General features: G+C 58.4%; 19 protein-coding genes. 10 read left to right on the top strand and 9 right to left on the bottom strand.

The window, feature by feature from the left end:
* Positions 1-418: 418 nt before the first annotated feature.
* Positions 419-955, bottom strand: a complete 537-nt coding sequence (locus VMJ32_10430; GenBank protein ID HTQ39437.1) for a hypothetical protein — start codon at positions 953-955, stop codon at positions 419-421.
* A gap of 261 nt (positions 956-1,216) precedes the next feature.
* Here VMJ32_10430 and VMJ32_10425 point away from each other — a divergent pair, with 261 nt between their 5' ends.
* Both VMJ32_10425 and VMJ32_10420 read left to right on the top strand, forming a co-directional pair.
* The gene (locus VMJ32_10425; protein ID HTQ39436.1) at positions 1,217-1,708 is read left to right on the top strand and encodes a MarR family transcriptional regulator; all 492 of its coding nucleotides are present in this window, start codon (positions 1,217-1,219) and stop codon (positions 1,706-1,708) included.
* Between the two features lie 111 nt (positions 1,709-1,819).
* A complete protein-coding gene (locus VMJ32_10420) occupies positions 1,820-3,535 on the top strand; it encodes a phosphatase PAP2 family protein (protein HTQ39435.1) in 1,716 nt (571 codons plus the stop codon).
* Between the two features lie 132 nt (positions 3,536-3,667).
* On the opposite strand, the gene trpA is transcribed toward VMJ32_10420, so the two are convergent.
* Positions 3,668-4,468, bottom strand: a complete 801-nt coding sequence (gene trpA / locus VMJ32_10415) for a tryptophan synthase subunit alpha (GenBank protein ID HTQ39434.1) — start codon at positions 4,466-4,468, stop codon at positions 3,668-3,670.
* A 244-nt stretch (positions 4,469-4,712) separates the two neighbouring features.
* Between trpA and VMJ32_10410 the strand changes: the two genes are divergently transcribed.
* The gene (locus tag VMJ32_10410; GenBank protein HTQ39433.1) at positions 4,713-4,982 is read left to right on the top strand and encodes a hypothetical protein; all 270 of its coding nucleotides are present in this window, start codon (positions 4,713-4,715) and stop codon (positions 4,980-4,982) included.
* A 31-nt stretch (positions 4,983-5,013) separates the two neighbouring features.
* Here VMJ32_10410 and trpB read toward each other — a convergent pair whose 3' ends face one another.
* Positions 5,014-6,219: a tryptophan synthase subunit beta gene (gene trpB, locus VMJ32_10405; protein ID HTQ39432.1), complete on the bottom strand. Its 1,206-nt coding sequence runs from the start codon at positions 6,217-6,219 to the stop codon at positions 5,014-5,016.
* A 581-nt stretch (positions 6,220-6,800) separates the two neighbouring features.
* On the opposite strand from trpB, the gene VMJ32_10400 reads away from it, so the two are divergent.
* The 3 genes from VMJ32_10400 (at position 6,801) to VMJ32_10390 (ending at position 9,596) form a co-directional block, all read left to right on the top strand.
* Positions 6,801-7,691 (top strand): DNA-formamidopyrimidine glycosylase family protein, encoded by an 891-nt coding sequence (locus tag VMJ32_10400; protein ID HTQ39431.1) that lies wholly within the window; start codon positions 6,801-6,803, stop codon positions 7,689-7,691.
* A 135-nt stretch (positions 7,692-7,826) separates the two neighbouring features.
* Positions 7,827-8,984 (top strand): DUF3500 domain-containing protein, encoded by a 1,158-nt coding sequence (locus VMJ32_10395; GenBank protein HTQ39430.1) that lies wholly within the window; start codon positions 7,827-7,829, stop codon positions 8,982-8,984.
* Positions 8,985-9,068: 84 nt separating this feature from the next.
* Positions 9,069-9,596 (top strand): transposase, encoded by a 528-nt coding sequence (locus tag VMJ32_10390; protein ID HTQ39429.1) that lies wholly within the window; start codon positions 9,069-9,071, stop codon positions 9,594-9,596.
* Positions 9,597-9,661: 65 nt separating this feature from the next.
* On the opposite strand, the gene alr is transcribed toward VMJ32_10390, so the two are convergent.
* Positions 9,662-10,873 carry an alanine racemase gene (gene alr / locus VMJ32_10385; protein HTQ39428.1) on the bottom strand — a complete coding sequence of 404 codons (1,212 nt, stop codon included), beginning with the start codon at positions 10,871-10,873 and terminating at the stop codon, positions 9,662-9,664.
* A 496-nt stretch (positions 10,874-11,369) separates the two neighbouring features.
* Here alr and thiO point away from each other — a divergent pair, with 496 nt between their 5' ends.
* Positions 11,370-12,512: a glycine oxidase ThiO gene (thiO, locus tag VMJ32_10380; GenBank protein ID HTQ39427.1), complete on the top strand. Its 1,143-nt coding sequence runs from the start codon at positions 11,370-11,372 to the stop codon at positions 12,510-12,512.
* 91 nt (positions 12,513-12,603) lie between these two features.
* On the opposite strand, the gene VMJ32_10375 is transcribed toward thiO, so the two are convergent.
* The 3 genes from VMJ32_10375 to VMJ32_10365 are packed head-to-tail and all read right to left on the bottom strand — an operon-like array spanning position 12,604 to position 15,769.
* Complete coding sequence (locus VMJ32_10375) at positions 12,604-13,422, bottom strand: AAA family ATPase (protein ID HTQ39426.1); 819 nt, start codon at positions 13,420-13,422, stop codon at positions 12,604-12,606.
* A gap of 44 nt (positions 13,423-13,466) precedes the next feature.
* A complete protein-coding gene (locus tag VMJ32_10370) occupies positions 13,467-14,639 on the bottom strand; it encodes a hypothetical protein (protein ID HTQ39425.1) in 1,173 nt (390 codons plus the stop codon).
* Positions 14,636-15,769, bottom strand: coding sequence for a hypothetical protein (locus tag VMJ32_10365; protein ID HTQ39424.1), 1,134 nt, complete (start codon positions 15,767-15,769; stop codon positions 14,636-14,638). Before VMJ32_10365 ends, VMJ32_10370 begins: the two co-directional genes overlap by 4 nt.
* A 314-nt stretch (positions 15,770-16,083) precedes the next feature.
* On the opposite strand from VMJ32_10365, the gene metH reads away from it, so the two are divergent.
* The 3 genes from metH to VMJ32_10350 all read left to right on the top strand — a co-directional run bounded on the left by metH (position 16,084) and on the right by VMJ32_10350 (position 21,127).
* Entirely contained in the window at positions 16,084-19,797 is a 3,714-nt protein-coding gene (metH, locus tag VMJ32_10360) for a methionine synthase (GenBank protein HTQ39423.1), read from the top strand.
* Positions 19,798-20,013: 216 nt separating this feature from the next.
* A complete protein-coding gene (locus VMJ32_10355) occupies positions 20,014-20,760 on the top strand; it encodes a hypothetical protein (GenBank protein ID HTQ39422.1) in 747 nt (248 codons plus the stop codon).
* 97 nt (positions 20,761-20,857) lie between these two features.
* Positions 20,858-21,127: a UPF0175 family protein gene (locus VMJ32_10350; GenBank protein ID HTQ39421.1), complete on the top strand. Its 270-nt coding sequence runs from the start codon at positions 20,858-20,860 to the stop codon at positions 21,125-21,127.
* Positions 21,128-21,345: 218 nt separating this feature from the next.
* Here the strand turns inward: VMJ32_10350 and arfB are convergent, their stop codons facing one another.
* Together arfB and VMJ32_10340 are read right to left on the bottom strand one after the other, a co-directional pair.
* Entirely contained in the window at positions 21,346-21,768 is a 423-nt protein-coding gene (arfB, locus tag VMJ32_10345; protein HTQ39420.1) for an alternative ribosome rescue aminoacyl-tRNA hydrolase ArfB, read from the bottom strand.
* Between the two features lie 7 nt (positions 21,769-21,775).
* The coding region (locus VMJ32_10340) for a sugar phosphate isomerase/epimerase (protein HTQ39419.1) at positions 21,776-22,143 on the bottom strand (368 nt) is incomplete at its 5' end.

Below are 22,143 nucleotides of genomic sequence, written 5' to 3'. Positions count from 1 at the left end.
GCTGACTCGGCGGCCCGGTCTGAATGTAATCCGCGTGAAATGGACGGGCCGACGTTCGGCAGTCAGTAGTTCGCCGCAGACTGCGAAATATTGGAGTAAAGACAAACCTTGTGCGGCACAGGCTTTAAGACTCCTTTCTGGAGCAAGTAGCTGCTTTCGCAAGTTCCTACAACTACTAAAGGACGCAAAGCATTCAGATTTAAGCTGCCCGTATGAGCTATTTGCTGGCGGACTGCACAGAGCCAAACGCATCGTGCGGGCGCATTATACCACAATCATACACGACTGAAAATTATGGCGTGTGGCAAGATTCAAACGAATCTAATGATTGAAGTGGCGTTGAGCACCGCCAATGAGCGAACACGCACGGCACACTGAGCGACGCAAATGGATTGTGCGAAATCGCGCAGGCGGAATTTCACTCCAGCACAATCGGGCCGGCGCCGGTTTCGGGCTCACGCCGTTCCCATTCGCGGCGGACTTCCCCCAGGCCGTAGGCGCACAAATCGAACTCATGGCTGAGGCGCTGGAGCAGTTCGGCCTCGTCGTCGGGCTCGCCTTGCGGTATGGTGCTGGCGATGAAGTAAGCCCGCTTGCCGTGCTCGCAGTAATCTTGGAAATAATCGTGCTGCTGGCCGTGGCGAGCACTGCGCAGCGTTTCTGGATACACGCCGGTCCAAAACAGCGTAAAATCGCCAATGTGCCGGTGGGCCTTTCGCCGGGCATCGCCGATCCGGGCGTCGGCCTCCAGCAGCATATTGGCCACGGCGTCCAAGCGCTGACCGGTCAGGTTGCGAAGGCTGAGCAACGCATCGTACCGGACGAACCGAACCAACAAGTCGGTCAGGTAATCGATGAGCCGGGTATCGGCCACGCCCATCCGAGTTTCAAATGCATACTCGGTGAGCCCGGCAAAAAAGCGAGTCAGTGCTTCGGGGGGACGGTTGGGAGACACGGGGTGTGAAGGGCTCGAAAAGTCAAAAAGTCGAAGGGGGATAAAGTGGCATGGGATAGCATTTCCAGGAATAAAATCGGCGTGGGCGGCGTCTCTTCTCCATCATATACAGTGGCCAACATATTGCGGAACAGCGATTTTCCAACCAGAATTGTTGAAACAAGTGTTGTGGAAAGGCCTGTCACATCTGGCCTTCTCCTAGTTGGTTGCCGCGCGCGAGCCGGCCGACACTTTTTATCATCGCTCCCAGAAGCGTGCCCCATGCCCACTTCCGCTAAACGTCGCCAGCGCGCCTTCGACTCACCCCGTCAGGAAGCCTATTTGAATTTGTGGCGCACCTACGATCGGCTGCGGGCCGTGGAAGACGAACTGTTCGGCCAATTCTACTTAACGGCCCAGCAGTACAACGCCCTGCGATTGCTGCGCGCCCAGCATTCCAAGCCAATGCCCACACTCGATATTGCCCGGCGGCTTATTTCCCGATCACCGGACATTACCCGGCTGCTCGATAAACTTGAACAGCGCGGGCTGATTGCCCGCCAGCGGCTGTCGGCCAATCGGCGCGTGGTGCAAGTGAACATTACGCCAGCCGGCTTGGAATTGCTAAACGAATTGGACGCTCCGGTGCGCCGCTGCCACGAACGGCAATTGGGACATTTGAGCAGCGAGCAATTGGCACAATTGATCGATTTGCTCAAGGCTGCCCGCCAACCACACGAAGAACCCGCCAGCCTCTGGCCGCACAGCGGCTAAATCGCGAAATTAGCCGCATCACGGCGCTCATCGTCAATCGCAGTTTACACGGTCCGCGCCGCCAATTAGCATGGCGTGCGTAACGGGATCGCCATCTTTGAGGTTGCACCAATGCTTTCGTTTCCGGTTGGGGCTGGAAAACATCGGTCGGCTGCCCCGGCGCGCATCAAGCAGCGGAGTTACAGCCGCTGCGCTCGCTTCGAACAGCTTGAACCGCGCGCCATGATGGCAGCCAGCACTGATGCAATTTTGTATTGGAATGCGATCGCGCTCCAGGCAGAAGCCGACGACAAAAGCAACATTTATGGCTCGCCCGATGCCGTGGGACCCACCGGCGCCTCGCGGGCTTTGGCCATTGTGAGCGTCGCCATGTACGACGCCATCAATTCGATCGAGGGCCAGTACGAGCCGTATTTAATCAAAGTCGTGGGCGTGCAAAACGCAAACATCGACGCCGCCGTCGGGCAGGCAGCACATGACGCGCTCGTCAATGTGTATCACAAACAGACGACAGTCTTTGACACAGACTTAAGCACCAGGCTGGGACAAATTGCCGACGGAGCGGATAAAAACCTGGGCATCGCACTCGGCAAAACCGTAGCCAATGCGATTTTGTCAGTTCGGGCGAACGACCGCTCCAATGTGATGATGAATTACCATCTGACCGACGCTCCCGGACACCATCAGCCCGATCCTTTGCATCCCAACCAAGGTATTCTGAGCCCCGATTGGGGGAAAGTCACACCGTTTGGCATCAACAACGTAAACAATTTTAATGTTCCGCCGCCGCCAGTGCTCAATAGCCAAGCCTATACCGACGCCTACAATCAAGTCATGTCGCTGGGCGCGGCGGATTCTACCACGCGCACCGCCGAAGAAACCGACATTGGCATTTTCTGGGCTTACGACGGCACGCCAGGCTTGGGAACCCCGCCCCGGTTCTACAATCAAATTGCGCGGGTATTGGCTCAGCAAGAAGGGAATACGGAATACCAGAATGCGCGTATGTTCGCCATGATTAACGTAGCCCTGGCGGACGCCGGCATTGCCTGTTGGAACGTCAAATATAAATACGATTTTTGGCGGCCGATTGTGGCCATCCGCGACGGCGCCAACGATGGCAATCCGAATACCGTGGGCGACCCTACTTGGACCCCGCTGGGTGCTCCAGCCACCAATGGCTTTGGCGATGGAGTGAATTTTACGCCCCCGTTTCCTTCGTATGATTCAGGCCATGCGACCTTCGGCGGGGCACTGTTTGAAACGTTGGCCCGATTTTACGGCACCGACAACATCACTTTCACCATCAGTTCGGACGAGTTTAACGGGATCAACAAAAACGGCGACGGTTCAGCGCGGCAGCCTTTCGGACCACTGACATTTACCAGCTTCAGCGCGGCGGCGGAAGAAAATGCGATGAGCCGTGTTTATTTGGGAATTCACTGGATCTTCGATGCTCAAAATGGCGTTGCTCAAGGCGATAAAATTGCCGATTACGATTTCAACCACATCTTTCAGCCGCTGAATCAGCCGATGCCCTCCAGCTCCGGCAGCCACTTATTTGCGGCCTATCTGAAAACAGTGCTGCAAACCACGCTGATGGATTTTAGCGACCATGCCCATCGACAAGTAGTGATGCTGCAGGGAACGACCAATTCTCACAGCACCATTTACACAGTGTTCTCCTTGCAGCCGCTATATCCCACGCCTGGCTCACAGGGACATCGAATCTACAGCCAGACAATTTACGCCGTCGACAACAATGGAATGGCCGACTTGACCGCGCCCAACTTGACCTTGCTGGACGATTTGCTGGCGGCGCTGTAAAGCGGTGCAGATTGTAGAAGGCGAATCCTTTCGCCGGTCTGTAATTGGTAGGAGGCGAATCCTTTCGCCGACCTGAAGTTTGTAGGAGGCGAATCCTTTCGCCGGCCCAAAATCGCGGAAACGATTCCCCTCCTACTGAAGCGCCGTCAGTAAGCTGGCCACATATTCCCCCACGTCGGCCAGCACCGCCTGCTTAGGCTTGTTCGCCGCAGCGGCAACGCGGCGGACAATCGCCGAGCCGACAATCATGCCATCAGCCACCGGCGCCAGCAACTTCACATGTTCCGGCGTGCTAATGCCAAAGCCAATGCACACGGGCAGCGGCGTTTGCTCTCGCAGCCAGCTCACGCTATCGATTAACTCCGGCGGAAGTTCGCGCCGCTCGCCGGTGATGCCGGTAACGGAAACATAGTAAATGAAGCCTGTGGAGGCCTCGGCAATTCGCAGGGCCCGGTCGCGCGGCGTGGTGGGGGTAATCAATTGGATCAAACTGAAATCGGCCTGGCGGCAGATTTTCGCCAGTTCCGCTGATTCCTCGACCAGCAAATCGGGCACAATCGCCCCGGCAATTCCAGCGCGTTGCATGTCTTCCACGTATTGCTTTAACCCGTGGCGAAAGACGATGGCATAACTGACCATGCTGACCAATGGCGCAGCCAAGGTTGGCGTCACGCCGCTTAAACACTTGACGATTTCCGCCAGCTTGATTTTGTGCGCCAGGGCCCGGGTGTACGATTCCTGAATCACGGGGCCATCGGCAATCGGGTCGCTGTAAGGAATGCCGACTTCGCACAAGCTGCAACCCCGGCGTGTGAATTCTTGTAACAACGCGGCGGTGAAATCCAAATCGGGATCGCCGGCCGTGACGAACGGCATCACCGCTTTGCGCTTTTCCCGGCGGAGGCCCGTAAATAGTTCGTCAATGGTCGACATGACTAAATGTCCGTGGAATGGTATACTTCACTGGTTGACTCGCATTTGCTACAGGGGCAGTATATGACGGCCAACCAATTGATCCAATTGATGAATCGGTCGCCATTTACTTCGCTGGAAGTTCGGCTTTGCGATGGTGCGGCAATTTTCGTGGAACAACCTCATGAGATTTCCGTGACCCCTAACAGCCCTGTGTGCACGATTTACGAAAGTGGCAACCGAATGCGCGTCGTATCACTTCGAAATGTCTCACAAATCATTACAGCCGATATTGCCCCGCGATGAGGAGATCTGTTTCATGACTGCTAATGAAATGATTGAATGGCGAAACCGGTTGCCCTTCACGCCGTTTGAAATTCGGCTAAAAGACGGTTCCAAGGTCCGTGTCAAACACTCCTATGAAATTGCCACAGGCCGAAACAGTGGAAGCTGCGCGGTCTTTGAAAATGACGATTACGCGACCTTCGTAAATTATCGTGACGTGATTGATGTTGTGGTGATCAACGGATCGTAATTGAATCTTCGCGACCTTCTTCCGTCGTTTATTACCCAAACGATTCGCCCCGCAGCCGCGCAATTTCCGCCGCGTCTTTGTCGCCTCGACCGGAAAGGCAGGCCACGACAATTTCGTCCTTGCCGCGCTTGCCCGCCATTTCCACTGCCTTGGCAATGGCGTGCGAACTTTCCAAGGCCGGCAAAATTCCCTCGGTGCGGGCAAGTAAATTGAACGCCGCCAGCGCTTCGTCATCACGGCAACTGGTATACTTCACACGTCCGGCGTCTTTCCAAAAACTATGTTCGGGTCCGACACCGGGATAATCGAGCCCCGCCGAAACACTGTGTACGTCGCATGTTTGGCCGTCGTCATCTTGCATCACGTAACTGTAGCTGCCGTGCAGAACTCCTGGAGAACCGTGCGACAGCGGTGCGGCATGATCACCGGGTTTGGCCGATCGCCCGCCGGCTTCCACGCCCAACAGTTCGACTTCCGTGTGTTCCACCAGTGGATAAAACATGCCTGCCGCGTTGCTGCCGCCGCCGACGCAGGCCACCACCAAATTTGGCAAACGGCCAATTTGCGTGCGGCATTGCTCCACCGTTTCGCGGCCGATGACCGATTGAAAATCGCGCACGATCCGCGGAAACGGATGCGGCCCCACGACCGATCCCAAAATGTAATGCGTGGTGCGAACGCTGCTCATCCAATCGCGCATCGCTTCGTTGATGGCGTCCCGTAACGTGCACGAACCGCTGCTGACCGGCCGCACTTCCGCGCCCAGCAATCGCATGCTGAACACGTTTGGCTTTTGCCGGCGGATATCTTCTTCGCCCATGTACACCACGCATTGCAGGCCGAACCGCGCACATGCTGTGGCGGTGGCCACGCCGTGCTGGCCGGCGCCAGTTTCGGCAATCACGCGCTGCTTGCCCATCCGCAGTGTGAGGAGCGCCTGACCCAGCGTATTGTTGATTTTGTGCGCGCCGGTATGATTCAGATCCTCGCGCTTCAAATAAATTTGTGCTCCGCCGGCGTGCTCGCTGAGACGTTTGGCATGATACAAGGGGGACGGGCGGCCGACATAATTGCGCAGCAGGTCATCCAATTCACGCTGAAACGCCGCGTCGGCCCGGGCCTTCTCGTAAGCGGCGGCCAGTTCGTCCAGTGCGGCGGTCAGGGTTTCGGGCACATAGCGACCGCCGAACTCGCCAAATCGGCCAACCGCATTGGGAACCTGGCTCAATTTGGCCATAAAATTCAACGCCGCCGGTAAAGTTTTCCCTGAGTTACCATTTCCCCAGTTCAGAATTCTTGAAACTCTATTGTTAGCGGCCGTCGCACGGGGTCAAGAGACATTTCGCATTCGTTTGGCAGACACTAAGGCCCGGCAGTTCGGTTCGCCCATAAGCAGCAGAAAAATGGGCGATGCCAAGAAAAACGGCCACGGCTCTGGGGAAAAGCCGTGGCCGCAGGCGGGAAAGAACTCGGGCAGCAAGGGGTGCGCGTGGGTCGCGCGGTGGGATTTACTGGCGGGTGTGACTGGCGGGAGGACGCCGCAAGACCGCACAATCACGGCTCGCAAAGCGTCCCTGTTTGCTACAAATCGGCCGATTTTGCCCGTCTCCTGCGGAGTTTCCCCACCTTGCCGAATAAACCGAACCACTCGGTTTCACGGCAAAGCCCGCAAGGTTTAACAACCGGGCAGCGATTAACCGTACGAACTGGGTCAGTGAATCGGTAGAATGTACAACCGTTCGGTCGTTCATGATTCGCCTTAAAACCGCCCCTCACGAATCACAACTCACCACTCACTCCTCACCCCTCACTTTTACCATGCCCGAACTGCCGGAAGTCGAAACCATGTGCCGCGGCATTTTGCCGCTAGTCGGCCGCCAAGTGGCACATGTCGAACGCCCACCGTGCAAGCGACGGCCGATTGCGATCCGCCCACGGATCGATGTGTTCCGCCGCCGCATCGAAGGAAAAACCATCGTAGCGGTTGACCGCGCCGGCAAGCGCGTGGTCATTTGGTTGGGTGACAGGCAATACAAAGCCCGTGGCCAAGAAGCGATTGTCATTGAACCACGTATGACCGGACTGGTGCTGCTGACGAATCCTCCAACCCAAGAACACCTCCGCTTCTGTTTGCGACTTTTCAAGCCTGCCTCAGGAACACCTACCCGATCGACTGGCGAATCCAACCTGCTATTTTGGGATCGTCGCGGACTAGGCTCGGTTTCGCTTTTTTCGGCCGTGGAATTCGCCGCTAAATTTCAGGGTGAAAATAAAACGCTTGGGCCCGACGCATTGCGGATAACGCCAGCCGAACTCCGCCAGCGGTTGCATTACAGTCGGCGACACATCAAAGTGGCGCTGCTCGATCAGCGAGCGATTGCGGGCATCGGCAATTTATACGCCTCAGAAATTTTGCACGTGGCGGGCATTCATCCGGCGGCGCGCTGCCACCGATTGCGCAACCAACAGTGGCTGCGACTGCACGCGGCCATGCACTTGGTTCTGGAAGATGCCATTTATTACGAGGGCTCCACGCTGTCCGACGGCACCTACCGCAACGCGCTGAACGAAGCCGGCGGCTATCAAAATCATCACCGCGTTTACGATCATGTGGGCCAGAAGTGCCCCACCTGCGGCCGCGGCGCCATCCAACGCATGGTGCAAGCCCAGCGCTCGACCTTCTTTTGCCCGCACTGCCAAAATCGGTAATGCCGATAAATTTGCAATCTCCGCTTGATTGCTGTCTAATGTGATGAGTGATCGGGAGAGTTGCTTCCCCGTTCACCGCCTGCGGCTGACTGCCTTCTGCTTGCCGCTGACCGCCGACACAAAGGAGTGCCCATCATGTCTCAAGCGAATCAGAACAATTCTCAACCGAACCGAGTTTGTCCCGATTGCGAATCGGGCTTTGAGTTCCTCACGTTGCGGGAATTTTTTAACCGGCGCGATTTTGTCAAAACCGCCGGCGCCGCGGCGGCCACCTTTGCCGCCGGCGCGGTGGGTTTGCCCAATGTCATTGTCCGTGCGGCCGAAACCGGCGCCACCGATCCGAAAGACGCATCCGCCATTCCCGCGGCTTTAGCGACGGACGGAAACGCTGCGAAGAAAGCCCCGGAAACACTCGTCAAGCAACTGTACGATTCGCTTCAGCCGGAGCAGCGCAAACTCGTGGCTTTCGACTGGGATTACACCGACGACCGCGGCCTCTTGCGAACCCGGGTCAGCAACAACTGGAACATCACCAAGCCAGTCATCGGCGGCGAGTTTTACAGCAAAGACCAGCAGGACATCATCCGCGCCATTTACGAAGGGCTGTTCCAGCCCGATTGGATTCCAAAAATCGACAAGCAATTGCAGGACGACGGCGGCGGCTACGGGCATTCGCAAAGCATCGCGCTGTTCGGCCACCCAGGCGAAGGCAAGTTCGAGATGGTCATGACCGGCCGGCACTTAACGGTGCGCGTGGACGGGCACAGCATCGATCACATGGCTTTCGGCGGGCCGGTTTTTCACGGCCACGCGGCCAGCGGATTCAACGAGAAGGCCGATCACCCCGGCAACGTGTTCTGGCCGCAGGCGCTGGCGGCAAACCAAATTTTCGACATGCTCGACGGCCGTCAGCGCAAAGCCGCGCTGCAAAGCCGGCTGCCGGCCGAATCGTCGGTCAGCTTCCGGGGCGCCGACGGCATGTTCGCCGGCATTCCGGTGAGCGAACTGACGCACGATCAGCGCGAACAGCTCGACAAAACCATGGCGATGATGCTTTCGCCGTATCGCAATGCCGACAGCGACGACGTGCGCGCCTGCTTGCAAAAGCAAGGGGGCGTCGAAAAATGCTCGCTGGCGTTCTATTCCGCCGGCGACCTCGGCGACGATGGCGTGTGGGACAACTGGCGGCTGGAAGGGCCATCCTTCGTGTGGTACTTCCGGGGCTCGCCGCACGTCCACTTGTGGATCAACATCGGCGACGATCCTTCCGTCCCCACTAACGCCCAAGGATGATGTTATATAGCCCGACCGTGTCGGTCGGGAGAAAATGATTTTGCCCAACCGACACGTCAGACTATACCAGGGCGACACATCGTAATGGGCAATACCCTGGCGATCCACTGGACGGTAACCACGCATGGCACATGGCTGCATGGCGATCCGCGAGGCTCATGGAGAAATGGAAAGTTAATCGGCCCCGATCCGCTGCTGCATCAAACCGCTTCGCAGGCCATGAACGGCGATCAAGAAAGCTTGTCTGCCCACGAAATCGATCTGGCGGCGGAAGCGTTCGGAACAGTTTGTCGAAACCACGGCCATCGCGTGCTGGCAGCTACGATCAGGTCAACGCATGCACACCTGGTGTTCGCACCGCTTTCCGAACCGATTGAAAAAGTCACGGGATGGATCAAACGCCAATCATCCGCAGCGATATTCGGTTGGCGAAGGCAGCACGGCCGCTCAACGCCGCAGCATTTGTGGACAGCACGACGATTCTTGAAATATATTTTTGACGAACAGCATTTGATAAATACCATCGAGTACGTCCGTCGCCACAACTTGGAAGCCGGCTTACCCGCCGATCCGTTTCCATGGATAGAATCGCTTTCAACTCACGATATATAGCCCGACCGTGTCGGTCGGGCGTTGGATTGAAATGCATTCCCGACCGACACGGTCGGGCTATGTATTCACTCATACCGAATTTGCGGGTTCATACTCCCCGCCATCAAATTGATTTCCGTATGCACGCTGGCAAACAAGTCGGCCAAAAACTCGAAGGTAATTTCCTCATCCCCTTGCCGGCCCACCAGCACCACTTCGTCTCCCCAATTCACCGGCGTCTTCAAATCGGTGACGTCGACCGTGACAATGTTCAGCGACACGCGACCCACCACCGGGCAGCGTTGGCCGTGAATCAGCACGATGCCCTTGTTGAATAACGAGCGTGGATAGCCTTCGCCAAAACCCACCGGCAGCGAGGCAATCCGACTCGGCCGCTTGGTGGTAAACAGCCCACCGTAACCAATCGTTTTGCCGGCGGGTACCTCGCGCACTTGGGCCACACAAGTTTTGACCGACATCACTGGTTTTAGCTCCTGCGGGTTGGCAAAATCTTGCGACGTGCGCACGCCAAAGCACGCTGCTCCGGCACGAACCATTTGATGCCGGCGGTCGGTCAGTCGCACCGTGGCCGCACTGTTGTGCGTGTGCTTCAGGACATTCTGCGGCAACACATCTTGCAGCAACAGGCAACTCTGTTCAAACAGTTCCATGCTGCGATGCGTCGCCTGCAAGTTCGCGGCGTCGGCCGTGGGAAAATGCGTGAACACTCCCACAATTCGCAAACCCGGCAATTTGCAGGCGCGGCGAATCTCTTCAATATTCTCCGCAAAAAAACCGCTCCGACCCATGCCCGTGTCGATGTTCAAGTGCACGGGCACATCACGGCCGATCCGCTGGCTTAAGCCGGCTAAATATGCCGCTTGCTCCAGCGTGCCAATCTCCTCTTCTATGCCCAGCTGGCACACGCCTTCTTCCAGTTCCACAGGCAAGCCCATCCGCAGCCGAAAAATGGGAATGTTCAATCCCAACCCGCGGATGACCGCCGCCTCGGGGTTCGTGCAAATGCCGATGTAGTCGGCCCCCGCTGCCACTGCCACCGGCGCCAAGGACGCCAGTCCGTGACCGTAGGCGTTCGATTTCATCACCACGCACAATTTGCTGGGGGCTACAAGCTGACGCAAGTAAACAATGTTGTTGAAAAACGTCGGCCGCGAAATGCATACGTCAATATGATGTTGCCGCACCTGATCGAACGACGACGGATCTGCCCCCGGCGTCGCCGCCGAATTGCTTTGCCCAGAAGCCGTGACGACCGATTTCAACTCAACGGGAGCCATGAAATCCTCTAGAAACTAGGGGTAGAAAACTGCGACATGCGAACGACGGACTAGACGACTACCTAACGATGAAAAGGTGATGGTGAAGCAACTACTATGCCGCAATGCCGAATCGCTTGAGCAGTGTCCAATGGCCTCCGCCTATTTCCGTCAAAATGCCCCCATTTGGCAAGAGCACCATGCCGCGTTCCCCCACCTATAAGCGTTTTTCCTTAGCCCAGTGGCAACCGCTCCAATGACACCGAATTGTGCAACCTCATCCCAACAACCGTGCAATCTGTCGGGTCATCGCCTAATTGAAGTGACGAAAGACCGATTTGAAGATCGGGCCGAATAATTGGCTAAGAAATTTTCAAAACTGCATCGCTTACACGCCGACTTCAGCGGTTGCGAAATCGCACGGGGTAAGTACGATGGTGTATCACGCGCCACCGCCGGTCGCGGCTTGGTGTCTCGCGCCGCGAACCCTGATTCCTGAACCCTGAACTCTTCTTTCATGCCCGATACTTTAATTCTCGGCGCCGGTGTCGTGGGCCTGTCGTTGGCCTACGAATTGGCAGGCCAGGGCCTGCAAGTCCGCATTCTCGATCGCGGCCAGCCCGGAATGCAAACCTCGTGGGCGGCGGCCGGCATTCTTCCCGCCTGCAAATTTCGGACGAAGGCGCCCCCCATGGATTGGCTGCAAGGATTCAGTGCCCAGTTACACGCCGAGTGGGCTACACGGCTGCGGGAAGAAACGGGCATCGACACCGGCTACCGCAAAAGCGGCGTGGTGCACTTGGCCGACAGCGATGCCGTGGCAGGCCAATTGCTGCAAAAGTGCGACCGTTGGCGCCGCGAAGGTTTGACCGTGAAGTGGCTTCACTCGACCGATTTGGACCAACTGGAGCCCGAGCTGGCCGGCGCTTACGACCGCTGCGGTTTGCACGGCGCGGCGCTCGTGGCGGAAGAAGTGCAACTGCGCACGCCGCGCCATTTGAAGGCCCTCGTTGCCGCCTGTCAGAAGCGCGGCGTCGAAATTAGCACCGGCGTGGATGCTTACGATTTTGAACTGGCGGGCGGAAAAATTTCCGCCGTGCAAACCAGCATCGGGCCGATTGCCGCCGATCGCTTCGTCATCGCCGCCGGTTCATGGACCCAAAGCCTGATGGCCCGTCTCGGTTTGAGCATCGCCGTGAAGCCCATGCGCGGGCAAATCGTCCTGCTGCGCACGCCGCGGCAAACCATCGGCCGCATTATCGAGTGGATTGTCGATTTCGGTTATCACTATTTGCAGCCGCGCGACGATGGCCGGGTGCTGGTCGGCACCACGATGGAAGACGTGGGCTTCGATCGCCGCAACACCGCCGAAGCCATTGCCGGAATGCTGCAATTCGCCGTGAAGCTGGCCCCCGCCTTGAAAACCGCCGACCTCCAGTGCGCCTGGAGTGGTTTTCGCCCGGCCAGTGTCGATGGCCTCCCCTACCTGGGCGTCGTGCCGGGCATCGAGAATGCGTTTATTGCCGCCGGACATTTCCGCCACGGCCTGTGGCTTTCCACGGGCACCGCCGTCGTCATGAGCCGCCTGATTCGCGGCGAGCCGCCCGGCGTCGATTTAACGCCGTTTGCGGTGGATCGAGATGCCAAAGCGACTGAGTAAAGTCGTGATAGTTAACGGCTGCCGTTCTCCGCTTGCGGCTTAGCAAATTCTACCTTCCGCCGACTACTTCCTCTGCGCTCTCTGCGGTGAATTATTCCGGCGCCACCGTCACCAGTTCTTCCGCCACGGCTTCCAACTGTTCCGGTCCAATGCTTTTGCGTTCTTCGGCGTATCCGACCAACAGAACCAAATCGCACAACCGGTTAATCTTTCGCGCCAGGCCGTGCGTCAGCTCGTGCAATGTTTCGAAGGCCGCGGCCTCGAAGATGGGGTCCTTCGCACCGGCCGCTTGCAGACGGAAGTTCACATAGGCCGCGGTCTCGTCGACGGTGAACGGCCGCAGCAGGCACTTGACGCCCAACCGCTCTTCCATGGCCGGCATCCGATCCATGTGCGGCAACAGCGCCGGCTGCCCCACCAGCAGGAGCGTTAGCAACGGTTGCGAATTGGCTTCGAAATTCAACAGCAGCCGCAGCGCTTCCCAGGTGCGTGAGTCGTCGAGCAAGTGTGCTTCGTCGATGGCCACAATCGCGTGCTGATCCTGCGCCGCGTTTTGCGTCAAGAACTCCTGAATCCGCCGCACCGTTTGTTCAACATGGTTGGGCTTCGATTCCCCCGGCGCGGCCAGCTCGTCGGCCACGTACGCCAGTAGCGATTCAACCGGCATTTGCGGAAACACCAGATGGACGAACGGACGGTAAGGCTTGGCTAAGCATCGCTGCAGTTGTCCCACCAGCAGCGTTTTGCCGCTCCCCGAGGCCCCGCTTAATAGCGCGGCCGGCCGGCGATTTTCCACCGCATAGCGCAGCTTCAGCAACGCCCCTTGATGGCTTTCGCCGGGGTAATAAAAACGCTGGTCCGAGGTGTTCTCGAACGGGCGCCGATCAAGTTGCCAGTATGCTTCGTACATGGAACGTGCCGGGCAAGCCCGGCGGCTAAATCTGAACGGACCATTTACTGTCTGCTGCCCGCTGCCTGCAGCTTGCCGCCTGCTTCCTCGCCCACAAACGTTTCCGCGATGCCGAGCTGGTGCTGCTTGGCTTCCGCCAATTGCAAGCAAGCGGCGGCCAACTTGTGCGCTTCGTTCCGGCGGACATCATGGGCCAAAATAATGTTGTGCACGCCCACCGTCGGTTCCAGCAGCCACTGCGTCGTGGCCGAATCCTGCCCCAGCGGCCCGGCGTCAATCAACACCACGTCAAAATGTTCGGCCAGCTCGCTCAACGCGGCGGCAATGCGAAACGCCTGCGGCACAAATCGAACGGGAACCGCGTCGCCGCTGCCGGCCACATGCACCGACGCCACGTGGACCCCTTTTGTTTCGCTGCCCGTAACTGGAATCAATACGGCATGCTGGCCGGTCGATGCCGCAGGAGCACTGGCCGATACGCCCCTGCCCAATAGCGCCAAAGCAAACTTATCGGTCACTGAATCAATCATGGTTTCCCACAAAGTTTCGTCGCCGGCCAGCGCGGTTTCCCATCCGCGTTCCACGGCAATGCCAAGCAGCGCGGCCATTTGTGGGCTGGAGAAATCGGCATCGACCAGTGCAACTTTGGCATTGGCTGCGGCCAACTGTCGAGCCAGGCACAGCGCCAACGTGGTCCGGCCTTCGCAGCGGGCGGCGCCGGTAATGGCCGTGACTTTACGGCCGGCCTCGGCCTCGGTGCAAAGATCGGCCGCCAGCCGATCGAAACCATCCGTCGCTTTCGCCTGCAGCGTTTCGCACACTGCCGGCCAACGTACGGCGTCGATTTCCAACGCCGGCTTGGTCTTGTCCGATGCCGTGGTTGCCGCCGCGGTGAATCCAGCGTACGACGAAAGCGCCGCCTTGGGCGAACGTCCCAGCGAAATGTGCGGTTTGCTGACGCCAGCGTGCGGCGCCCCCAGGTCGCTAATGGCCCCCGAAGGCGTTGCTTTGCCGATTTCTTCAGCGCTACCGCTCGCACTCGCGCTTGGCTGTTCGTGCGACTGTGCCGCTGCCGGAGCGTCCATAGGCGGAAACTTGGCGTGCGGCGGGGGAATCACCGATCCCAAACCTATGTCGATGGCGGCAATCGACCCCCGGTCGGACTGCGACGGATCTTTATGATAGGCCCGAATAAAGGCCAGATCGGAAATGCTCATCGTGAAATTTGTGCGGGGTTGTTAATATTTCCCTCGAACGCCGTGATCCCGGAAATGCGTCCATTGACTCCGGGAATGAAACCATTATCTGCCGACGCGGTCCGCTCCTGCCGCGCCGCATATACCGAGGGCTGGCCGACCTCGGGTGCGCATCCCGTCGTGTTTGGCGAACTTTGGCTGGGCGGCGTTTCAACGTGGGCCGGCATGTTGGCTCCCGCAGGCGAGTTTTCCATCGGCGCAGCGCTGCCGCCGGCCGGCGAATTGGCTCCGCCCGGCAGGTTCCAGCGCGGCGGCTGCGCGCTCTCAGCCGGACTGCTCAGCCACGAAGTTTCTGCCGCGCCGCTTGATCCAGTTTGTGCCGTCGAACCGGAAGCTTGAACGCTCGACCCGGCGTCGCGATACGCCGCGGCATCGCGGTAGGCCGTCAAATTCTGATTTTCCGCGTGCACCGGGGTGCTGCTGGCATCAGCGGGATATGGAGACTGCTGGCGCGCGGCATTGCCGTCGGGCTCGCCGGCCGATCGATCTTCATGGTGCGCGTGATTGTGGAACATCAACGCCACCCCCACGGCGGCGGCAATGATCAGCGCAAAAGCCAACAGCGAGCGCCGCTGCAATACTCCGGTCACCCACTGGCCAGGTTGTTCCAACCAGGCGGGCGCGGCGGAATGCGGGCCCGTCGATTCCCTATGGGCCGCATGAATCCGCAATTGCTTTTTTTCAGAGGGCAATGTTTGGGGCTGCGTCGCCGGCTTTTTCTGCTGCCAGGCCTGCGAGGACGACAGCGAACCTGGTTGCTTTCCAACTGTCATTACCGGAGGTGGTGGCACAGCGCTGGCGCTTCCCATGGCATAGGCGCCCGGTTCGCCCCCGGCTGAAGCGCCCCCCGTTGCCGCGCTGACGTTCGTTGCCGCACCGGTGATCGCGGCCCGCGGTGCCAGTGACACGGTCGCTATCGGCGATGGCTCAATCGTTCGCACGCCTCCCGCCGCCGCGCCGCTCGACACTGTCGGTACGCGTATCAACACCCGGGTGCACTGCTGGGCGCGCGGAATCGCAGCCTCGCCTGTCGCGCAAGCTTCCTTGCGCCGCCGATGCCGCGGTCGAATTGCGTCCTGCTGCTGATTCATGCAACAACCATCCTTGGATGTCACAGAACAATTCGTTTCAACGCCGCTGCCTCAGGTCGACACCTCCCGCGCAGAGAACGGCGCTAATCAGCTTTATCGGGCTTGAAATATATCGACCTTGAGCAAGAGTGCGGTCGCGTTGACTTTTGAGTATGGATAAAATGAACTGGCAAGATAGAAATTGCGAAGTTGCCCGCTAGCACCCCGTGTGAGATACTTCCCCAGGTGCCAGCTAGCAAAATGAATCTGCAAACGATTTAGCCGCTGGGCTTGCCCAGCGGCACACTGAATGCTGTCGCACGCAGTAGGTTCCCATGTCACTTGTCGCCCGACCGCCGGTCACTCGCCAAACCCTGGAGCAACTGCTTGCGCAGCGCATCTTGATCCTCGATGGGGCCATGGGCACCATGGTCCACACGCTGAAGTTTAGCGAAGCCGATTTCCGCGGCGCCCAGTTCGCCAAGCATCCTAAAGATTTGCGGAACCTGATCGACGTTCTCTGCCTGACACAGCCCGACGCCATCGAAAACATTCACCGCGCCTATCTGGAAGCCGGGGCCGACATTATCGAAACCAACACCTTCGGCGCCACTAGCGTGTCGCTGCTCGATTTCGCGCTGGAAAACCACGTCCGCGAAATCAATCTCGCCGCCGTCGCGCTAGCCCGCCGTGCCGCCGACGATTTCACCGCCCGTAATCCGGAAAAGCCGCGCTTTGTCGCCGCCAGCATCGGCCCCACGAACAAGCAACTTTCCATCGCCGGCAATGTGGAAGACCCCGGCTATCGCAGCGCCACATTCGATCAAATGGTCGCCACCTATTACGAACAGGTCGATGCGCTCGTCGAAGGCGGCGTCGACATCCTCCTGGCCGAAACCGCGTTCGATACGCTGGTTCTCAAGGCCTGCCTGTTCGCCATTGAAAAATATTTCGACGATCACGATGTCCGCGTCCCCGTCATGGCCTCGTTCACGGTGTTCAAAGATGGCCGCACGCTGTCGGCGCAAACGGTCGAGGCGTGTTGGAATTCGCTGGCTCACGTCGATTTGCTTAGCATCGGCATCAACTGTGCCCTCGGCCCGGAGCAGTTGCGGCCTTATTTGGAAGAGCTTTCCAACATCGCGCCCATTTTCATCAGTTGCTATCCCAACGCCGGCTTGCCCAACGCCTTGGGCGGCTTTGACGAAACGCCGCAATCGATGGCCCGCCTGCTCGGCGAGTTCGCCCGCAACGGTTGGATGAACATTGTCGGCGGCTGCTGTGGCACCACGCCTCCGCATATCAAGGCGATTGCCGAAGCCGTGAACAAAGTTCCACCGCGCAAACGACCCCGCGTGGAAACATTCACCCGCTTGAGCGGCATGGAGCCACTCACGATCCGTCCTGAATCCAACTTCACGATGATCGGCGAGCGCACGAATGTGACCGGCAGCAAAAAATTCGCCCGCCTGGTCAAAGATAACAAATATGAAGAAGCGCTCAGCGTGGCCCGCGGCCAGGTCGAAAGCGGCGCGAATGTGCTCGACGTCAATTTTGACGAAGCCCTGCTCGACGGCGAAGCGGTGATGACCAAGTTTCTGAATTTACTCGCCGCCGAGCCCGATATCGCCCGCGTGCCGATCATGGTCGACAGCTCCAAATGGTCGGTCATCGAGGCCGGGCTGAAGTGCGTGCAGGGCAAAGCCATTGTCAATTCCATCAGCCTGAAAGAAGGCGAAGAGGCGTTTTTGCACCACGCCAAGTTGGCCCGCCGCTACGGAGCCGCTGTGGTGGTCATGGCTTTCGACGAAACCGGCCAGGCGACCGAAGTCGATCACAAGCTGAAAATTTGCCGCCGCGCCTACCAACTGCTCACGGAAAAAATCGGTTTTCCCGGCAGCGACATTATTTTCGACCCCAACATTCTCACCGTCGGCACCGGCATCGAGGAGCACAACCGCTACGCGCTCAACTTCATCGAGGCCACGCGGCAAATCAAACGCGAAATGCCGCTGGCCAAAGTTTCCGGCGGCGTCAGCAACATTTCGTTTTCGTTCCGCGGCAACGACGTGGTCCGCGAGGCCATGCACTCCGCATTTTTGTATCACGCCATCCGCGCCGGCATGGATATGGGCATCGTCAACGCCGGCCAATTGGCGGTGTACGAGGAAATTCCGCGCGATCTGCTCGAACACGTCGAAGACGTGCTGCTCGACCGCCGCCCCGACGCCACCGAACGGCTCATTCAATTTGCCGAAACGGTGAAAAAACAGGCCGGCGGCGACGCCGTGGCCGACGAAGCCTGGCGCAACGAGCCGGTCGACAAACGCCTCAGCCATTCGCTGGTGAAAGGCATTGTCGATTTTATCGAGGCCGACGTGGAAGAGGCCCGGCAAAAATATCCCACCTCGCTGGAAATCATCGAAGGCCCGCTCATGGCCGGCATGCAAGTGGTAGGCGACTTGTTCGGCGCCGGCAAAATGTTTTTGCCGCAGGTCGTTAAAAGTGCCCGCGTCATGAAAAAAGCCGTGGCCTATTTGCTCCCGTTCATGGAAGCCGAAAAAGCCGCCTCCGGCGCGGGCGACAAGCCGCGCGGCAAGGTGCTGCTGGCCACCGTCAAGGGCGACGTGCACGACATCGGCAAAAACATCGTCGGCGTCGTGCTGGGCTGCAATAACTATCAAGTGATCGACCTGGGCGTCATGGTTCCCTGCGAACGCATTTTAGATACGGCTCGCAAAGAAGGCGTCCACATGATCGGCCTCAGCGGACTCATTACGCCCAGCCTGGACGAAATGGTGCACGTGGCCCGTGAAATGGAGCGGCAAGAAATCGAACTGCCGCTCTTGATCGGCGGCGCAACGACCAGCGCCAAGCACACCGCCGTGAAAATTGCGCCGCAGTACAAACAGCCCACGATTCACGTGCTCGACGCTTCCCGCGCCGCCGGCGTCGTGGAAAAACTGCTGAATCCCCAGCGGCGTGACGAACTGGTGCGCAACAACCAAACGCAGCAAAAGCAACTCGTCGAATCGTACAACCTGCGACAGCAAATCAAGCTGGTGCCGTATGATGACGCCGTGACCCATCGCTTCCAAACCGATTGGCCCGCACTCGCCGCCGCCGGACAAATCGCCAAACCGTCGTTCACCGGCCGCCGGGTGATCGACAGCCTGCCGCTGGAAACGCTGCTGCCCTTCATCGATTGGTCGCCGTTTTTCCTCACCTGGGAGCTTAAGGGCAAATATCCGCGGATTTTCGACGATCCGAATGTCGGCCCCGAAGCCAGCAAGCTGTTCGACGATGCCCGGCGGCTGCTCGACAAAATTGTGAAAGAAAAACTGCTCACCGCCAAAGGCGTGTACGGCTTCTGGCCTGCTGCGTCCATCGGCGACGATGTCGCGCTGTATACCGACGACACCCGCCAGCGCGAACTCACCCGCTTTCATTTCCTCCGCCAGCAATGGGAGCGCAAAGGGCAGCACGATTTTCTCTCGCTGGCCGATTTTATCGCCTCGGCTGAAACCGGCCTGCCCGATTACCTGGGCGCGTTCGCCGTCACCACCGGCCTGGGCTGCGACGAGCTGGCTAAAAAATTCGACGCTGACCACGACGATTACAACAGCATCATGACCAAAGCTCTAGCCGACCGCTTAGCCGAAGCGTTTGCAGAATATCTGCACCAGCAGGCCCGCGCCGATTGGGGTTACGGCCGCAGCGAAAATTTGTCGGCCGATGATCTCATTGAAGAAAAATATCGCGGCATTCGCCCCGCCGCCGGCTATCCCGCCAGTCCCGATCACACCGAAAAACGCATTCTGTTCGATTTGCTCGACGCCGAACGTCAGGCCGGCATCACGCTCACCGAAAGCTACGCCATGTGGCCCGCCGCCAGCGTCAGCGGCCTGTACTTCGCCCATCCGGCCAGCCGCTACTTCGCCGTCGACCGCATCACCCGCGACCAGGCCGAAGCCTACGCCCGCCGCAAAGGAATGCCCCTGGCCGAAATCCAGCGCTGGCTCTCACCCAACCTGGGCTACGATCCGTAGGTCTACTCCCTCGCCCCTTGTGGGAGAGGGTTGGGGTGAGGGGTGATTCCTTCGCGCAAGCCGTTGTCGCTCCAGTCGCGGTTGCCGGCGCACTTTCATTCCGCTGTGCCCTGAAAGGGAGCAAGTGAGCACGGTCGCCATAACTGGTGACCGAGCGCAAGAATGTGGTAAAATGGCCCGTGTCGTTTGCCAGAAATATATCACAGGAGTCAGTCTATGATCGGACATCCGGACGTTATAGAACACCGTGAGGATGTTTCGCGATTCATGATCCACCTCACACGCGATGATTCCAACGAGTGGAAAGGCGGTGGCGGGACAGCCAGGCAGAACTTCCTCGACATTTACCGTCAACGGACGATTCTGGCGCTAAGGGCTCATTGCCTACACGCATGGAAGATGACATCATCGCAGGAAATGAAGTGTCGAGTCGCATGCTTTAGCGCAATGCCTCTGTCTTCAATCAAGCATATCGCAAAACCGATTCAGTGCCGTCAAATCGGATTGGAGCCATACGGCTTCGTCTTCAAGCGCAACTTCATCATTGAAAAAGGAGGGCAAGAGGTTACGAACGTCAACAGCTATGCAGGAAACGACGCCGTTCGAGCCAGCTACGATCGCGCTTTTGAAATCGCGGCAAAGAACAATTTTACTGGCAAGTTGTGGCGACAACTCCCATTCGTGAGCGCTATGAACGAGCGATACGATTTCTTTTGGGAACGCGAATGGCGGGTTTTGGGTAATGTCGAATTCATCTACAGCGATCTAGTTTGCGTGATTCTTCCGGAAGATAGTAACGGCCCGCTGAAGTTCGGGCTTGCACAGAAGGGTATTTCATGGATTTCGCCTGAGTGGGGGCTGGAGCGAATCGTCGAAGAACTGGCTGACCAGCAGAAAAGAACCCGCCGTCTGAATCCGCAGGCAGTTAAGCAGGTCACTCAGCGCAGGTTCTCAAACGCATGACTTTTAGGCCTTAACGGGCCTCGGCAGACTACCGAGTTGCAAATCCCGTGGCCCATGGATTCAGTTTTATGGTAAACTGTCATGAGGAGCGTGCAGCATGGCCACCGTATCTTTTACTTTGCCCGAAAGCATCGAACAGCAGCTTCGCGCGCAGCTTGGCGATTTGTCGGCCGCTGCTAAAGAGGCGGCCTTGGTGGAACTTTACCGCCAAGACAAGCTGAGCCATCATGAGTTGGGCGTGGCGCTGGGTTTATCGCGTTTTGAAGTCGACGGACTGCTCAAGCGGCATCACGTTACGGAAGATTTGATGACCATCGAAGAGTTCAATCGCCAGCAAGAAACTTTAGACAAGCTGCTCGGCAAGTGATTGTTGTATCAGACACGAGCTCGCTGAACAGCAGCGCCTGATCGACCGAATTCTTGGGAGACATGCAGCCTTAACCCAAAAAATGCTTTGAATTTGCGTCGTCATCGTCCTCGCGTCCTTCGCGATCTTTGCGGTTAAGAATTCGTTCGCCTGCTGCTCCGAGTCTCTGAGTCTCCGTGGTGAATTCTTCCTCTGCGTTCCTTCGCGACCTCCGCGGTTCAATCCTCCGCCTGCGGCCGGCGGCGGTGTTGTTTTTTTAAGGAGTGCGTGTGCTTTTCGGCGCGGCGGCGTTGGTGGGAGGCTTTGGTTGGCTTCGTCGGTTTGCGACGCTTCGGAGGAATGGCCACGGCGGCGATCAGTTCGCGGAGCTTTTCCAAGCAATCGCGCTGGTTTTGGCCCTGCTCGCGGAAACGCTGGCTGTTGATCACGATTTCCCCGGCCGCGGTCATACGCCGGCCATAGCGGGCCAAAAAACGCTGCCGCACGTCCAGCGGCAAGCTGGGGCTCACTTGCACGGCCCACCGCAGCACCGCTTTGGTGTTCACCTTGTTCACGTTTTGCCCACCGGGTCCGGAGCTGCGCGCGAATGAGAACCGCAGCTCATCGTCGGGAATGCGAATGCGGGAAGAAATGAACAGCATCAATGCCTCAGGGAGCAATCAACTGCTCAAATGTCGTCTTGCTTTCGCGCAACAAACCTTCGTAATTGTCCGGCGGCACTTCGTCGCCGAACAATTCGACATCGAAATCGCCGGCGTAGCCTCCGGCGCACAAGGCGGCAATCAATTCCTTCAGCGGCACGCAGCCCCGGCCCAAAGGCGTGCGGTGCTGCTCTTCGTCCGGCGGATGTCCGTCGGCCAAATGCACAATCGCAATGCGGCCGGCCAAGCGCTGGGCTTTCTCCAAGGCGCCGGCGCCGCTGCCGGAGTGATAGGTATCGAACGAAAGTCGAACGTAGGGACTGGCAATCCGGTCAATCACGTCGACCGCGTCTTCCAGCGACGTCAAAAACGTGC

It is taken from the genome of Pirellulales bacterium (assembly GCA_035499655.1).
Taxonomy (GTDB): domain Bacteria; phylum Planctomycetota; class Planctomycetia; order Pirellulales; family JADZDJ01; genus DATJYL01.
This window is presented reverse-complemented; position numbering and strand designations above follow the sequence as displayed.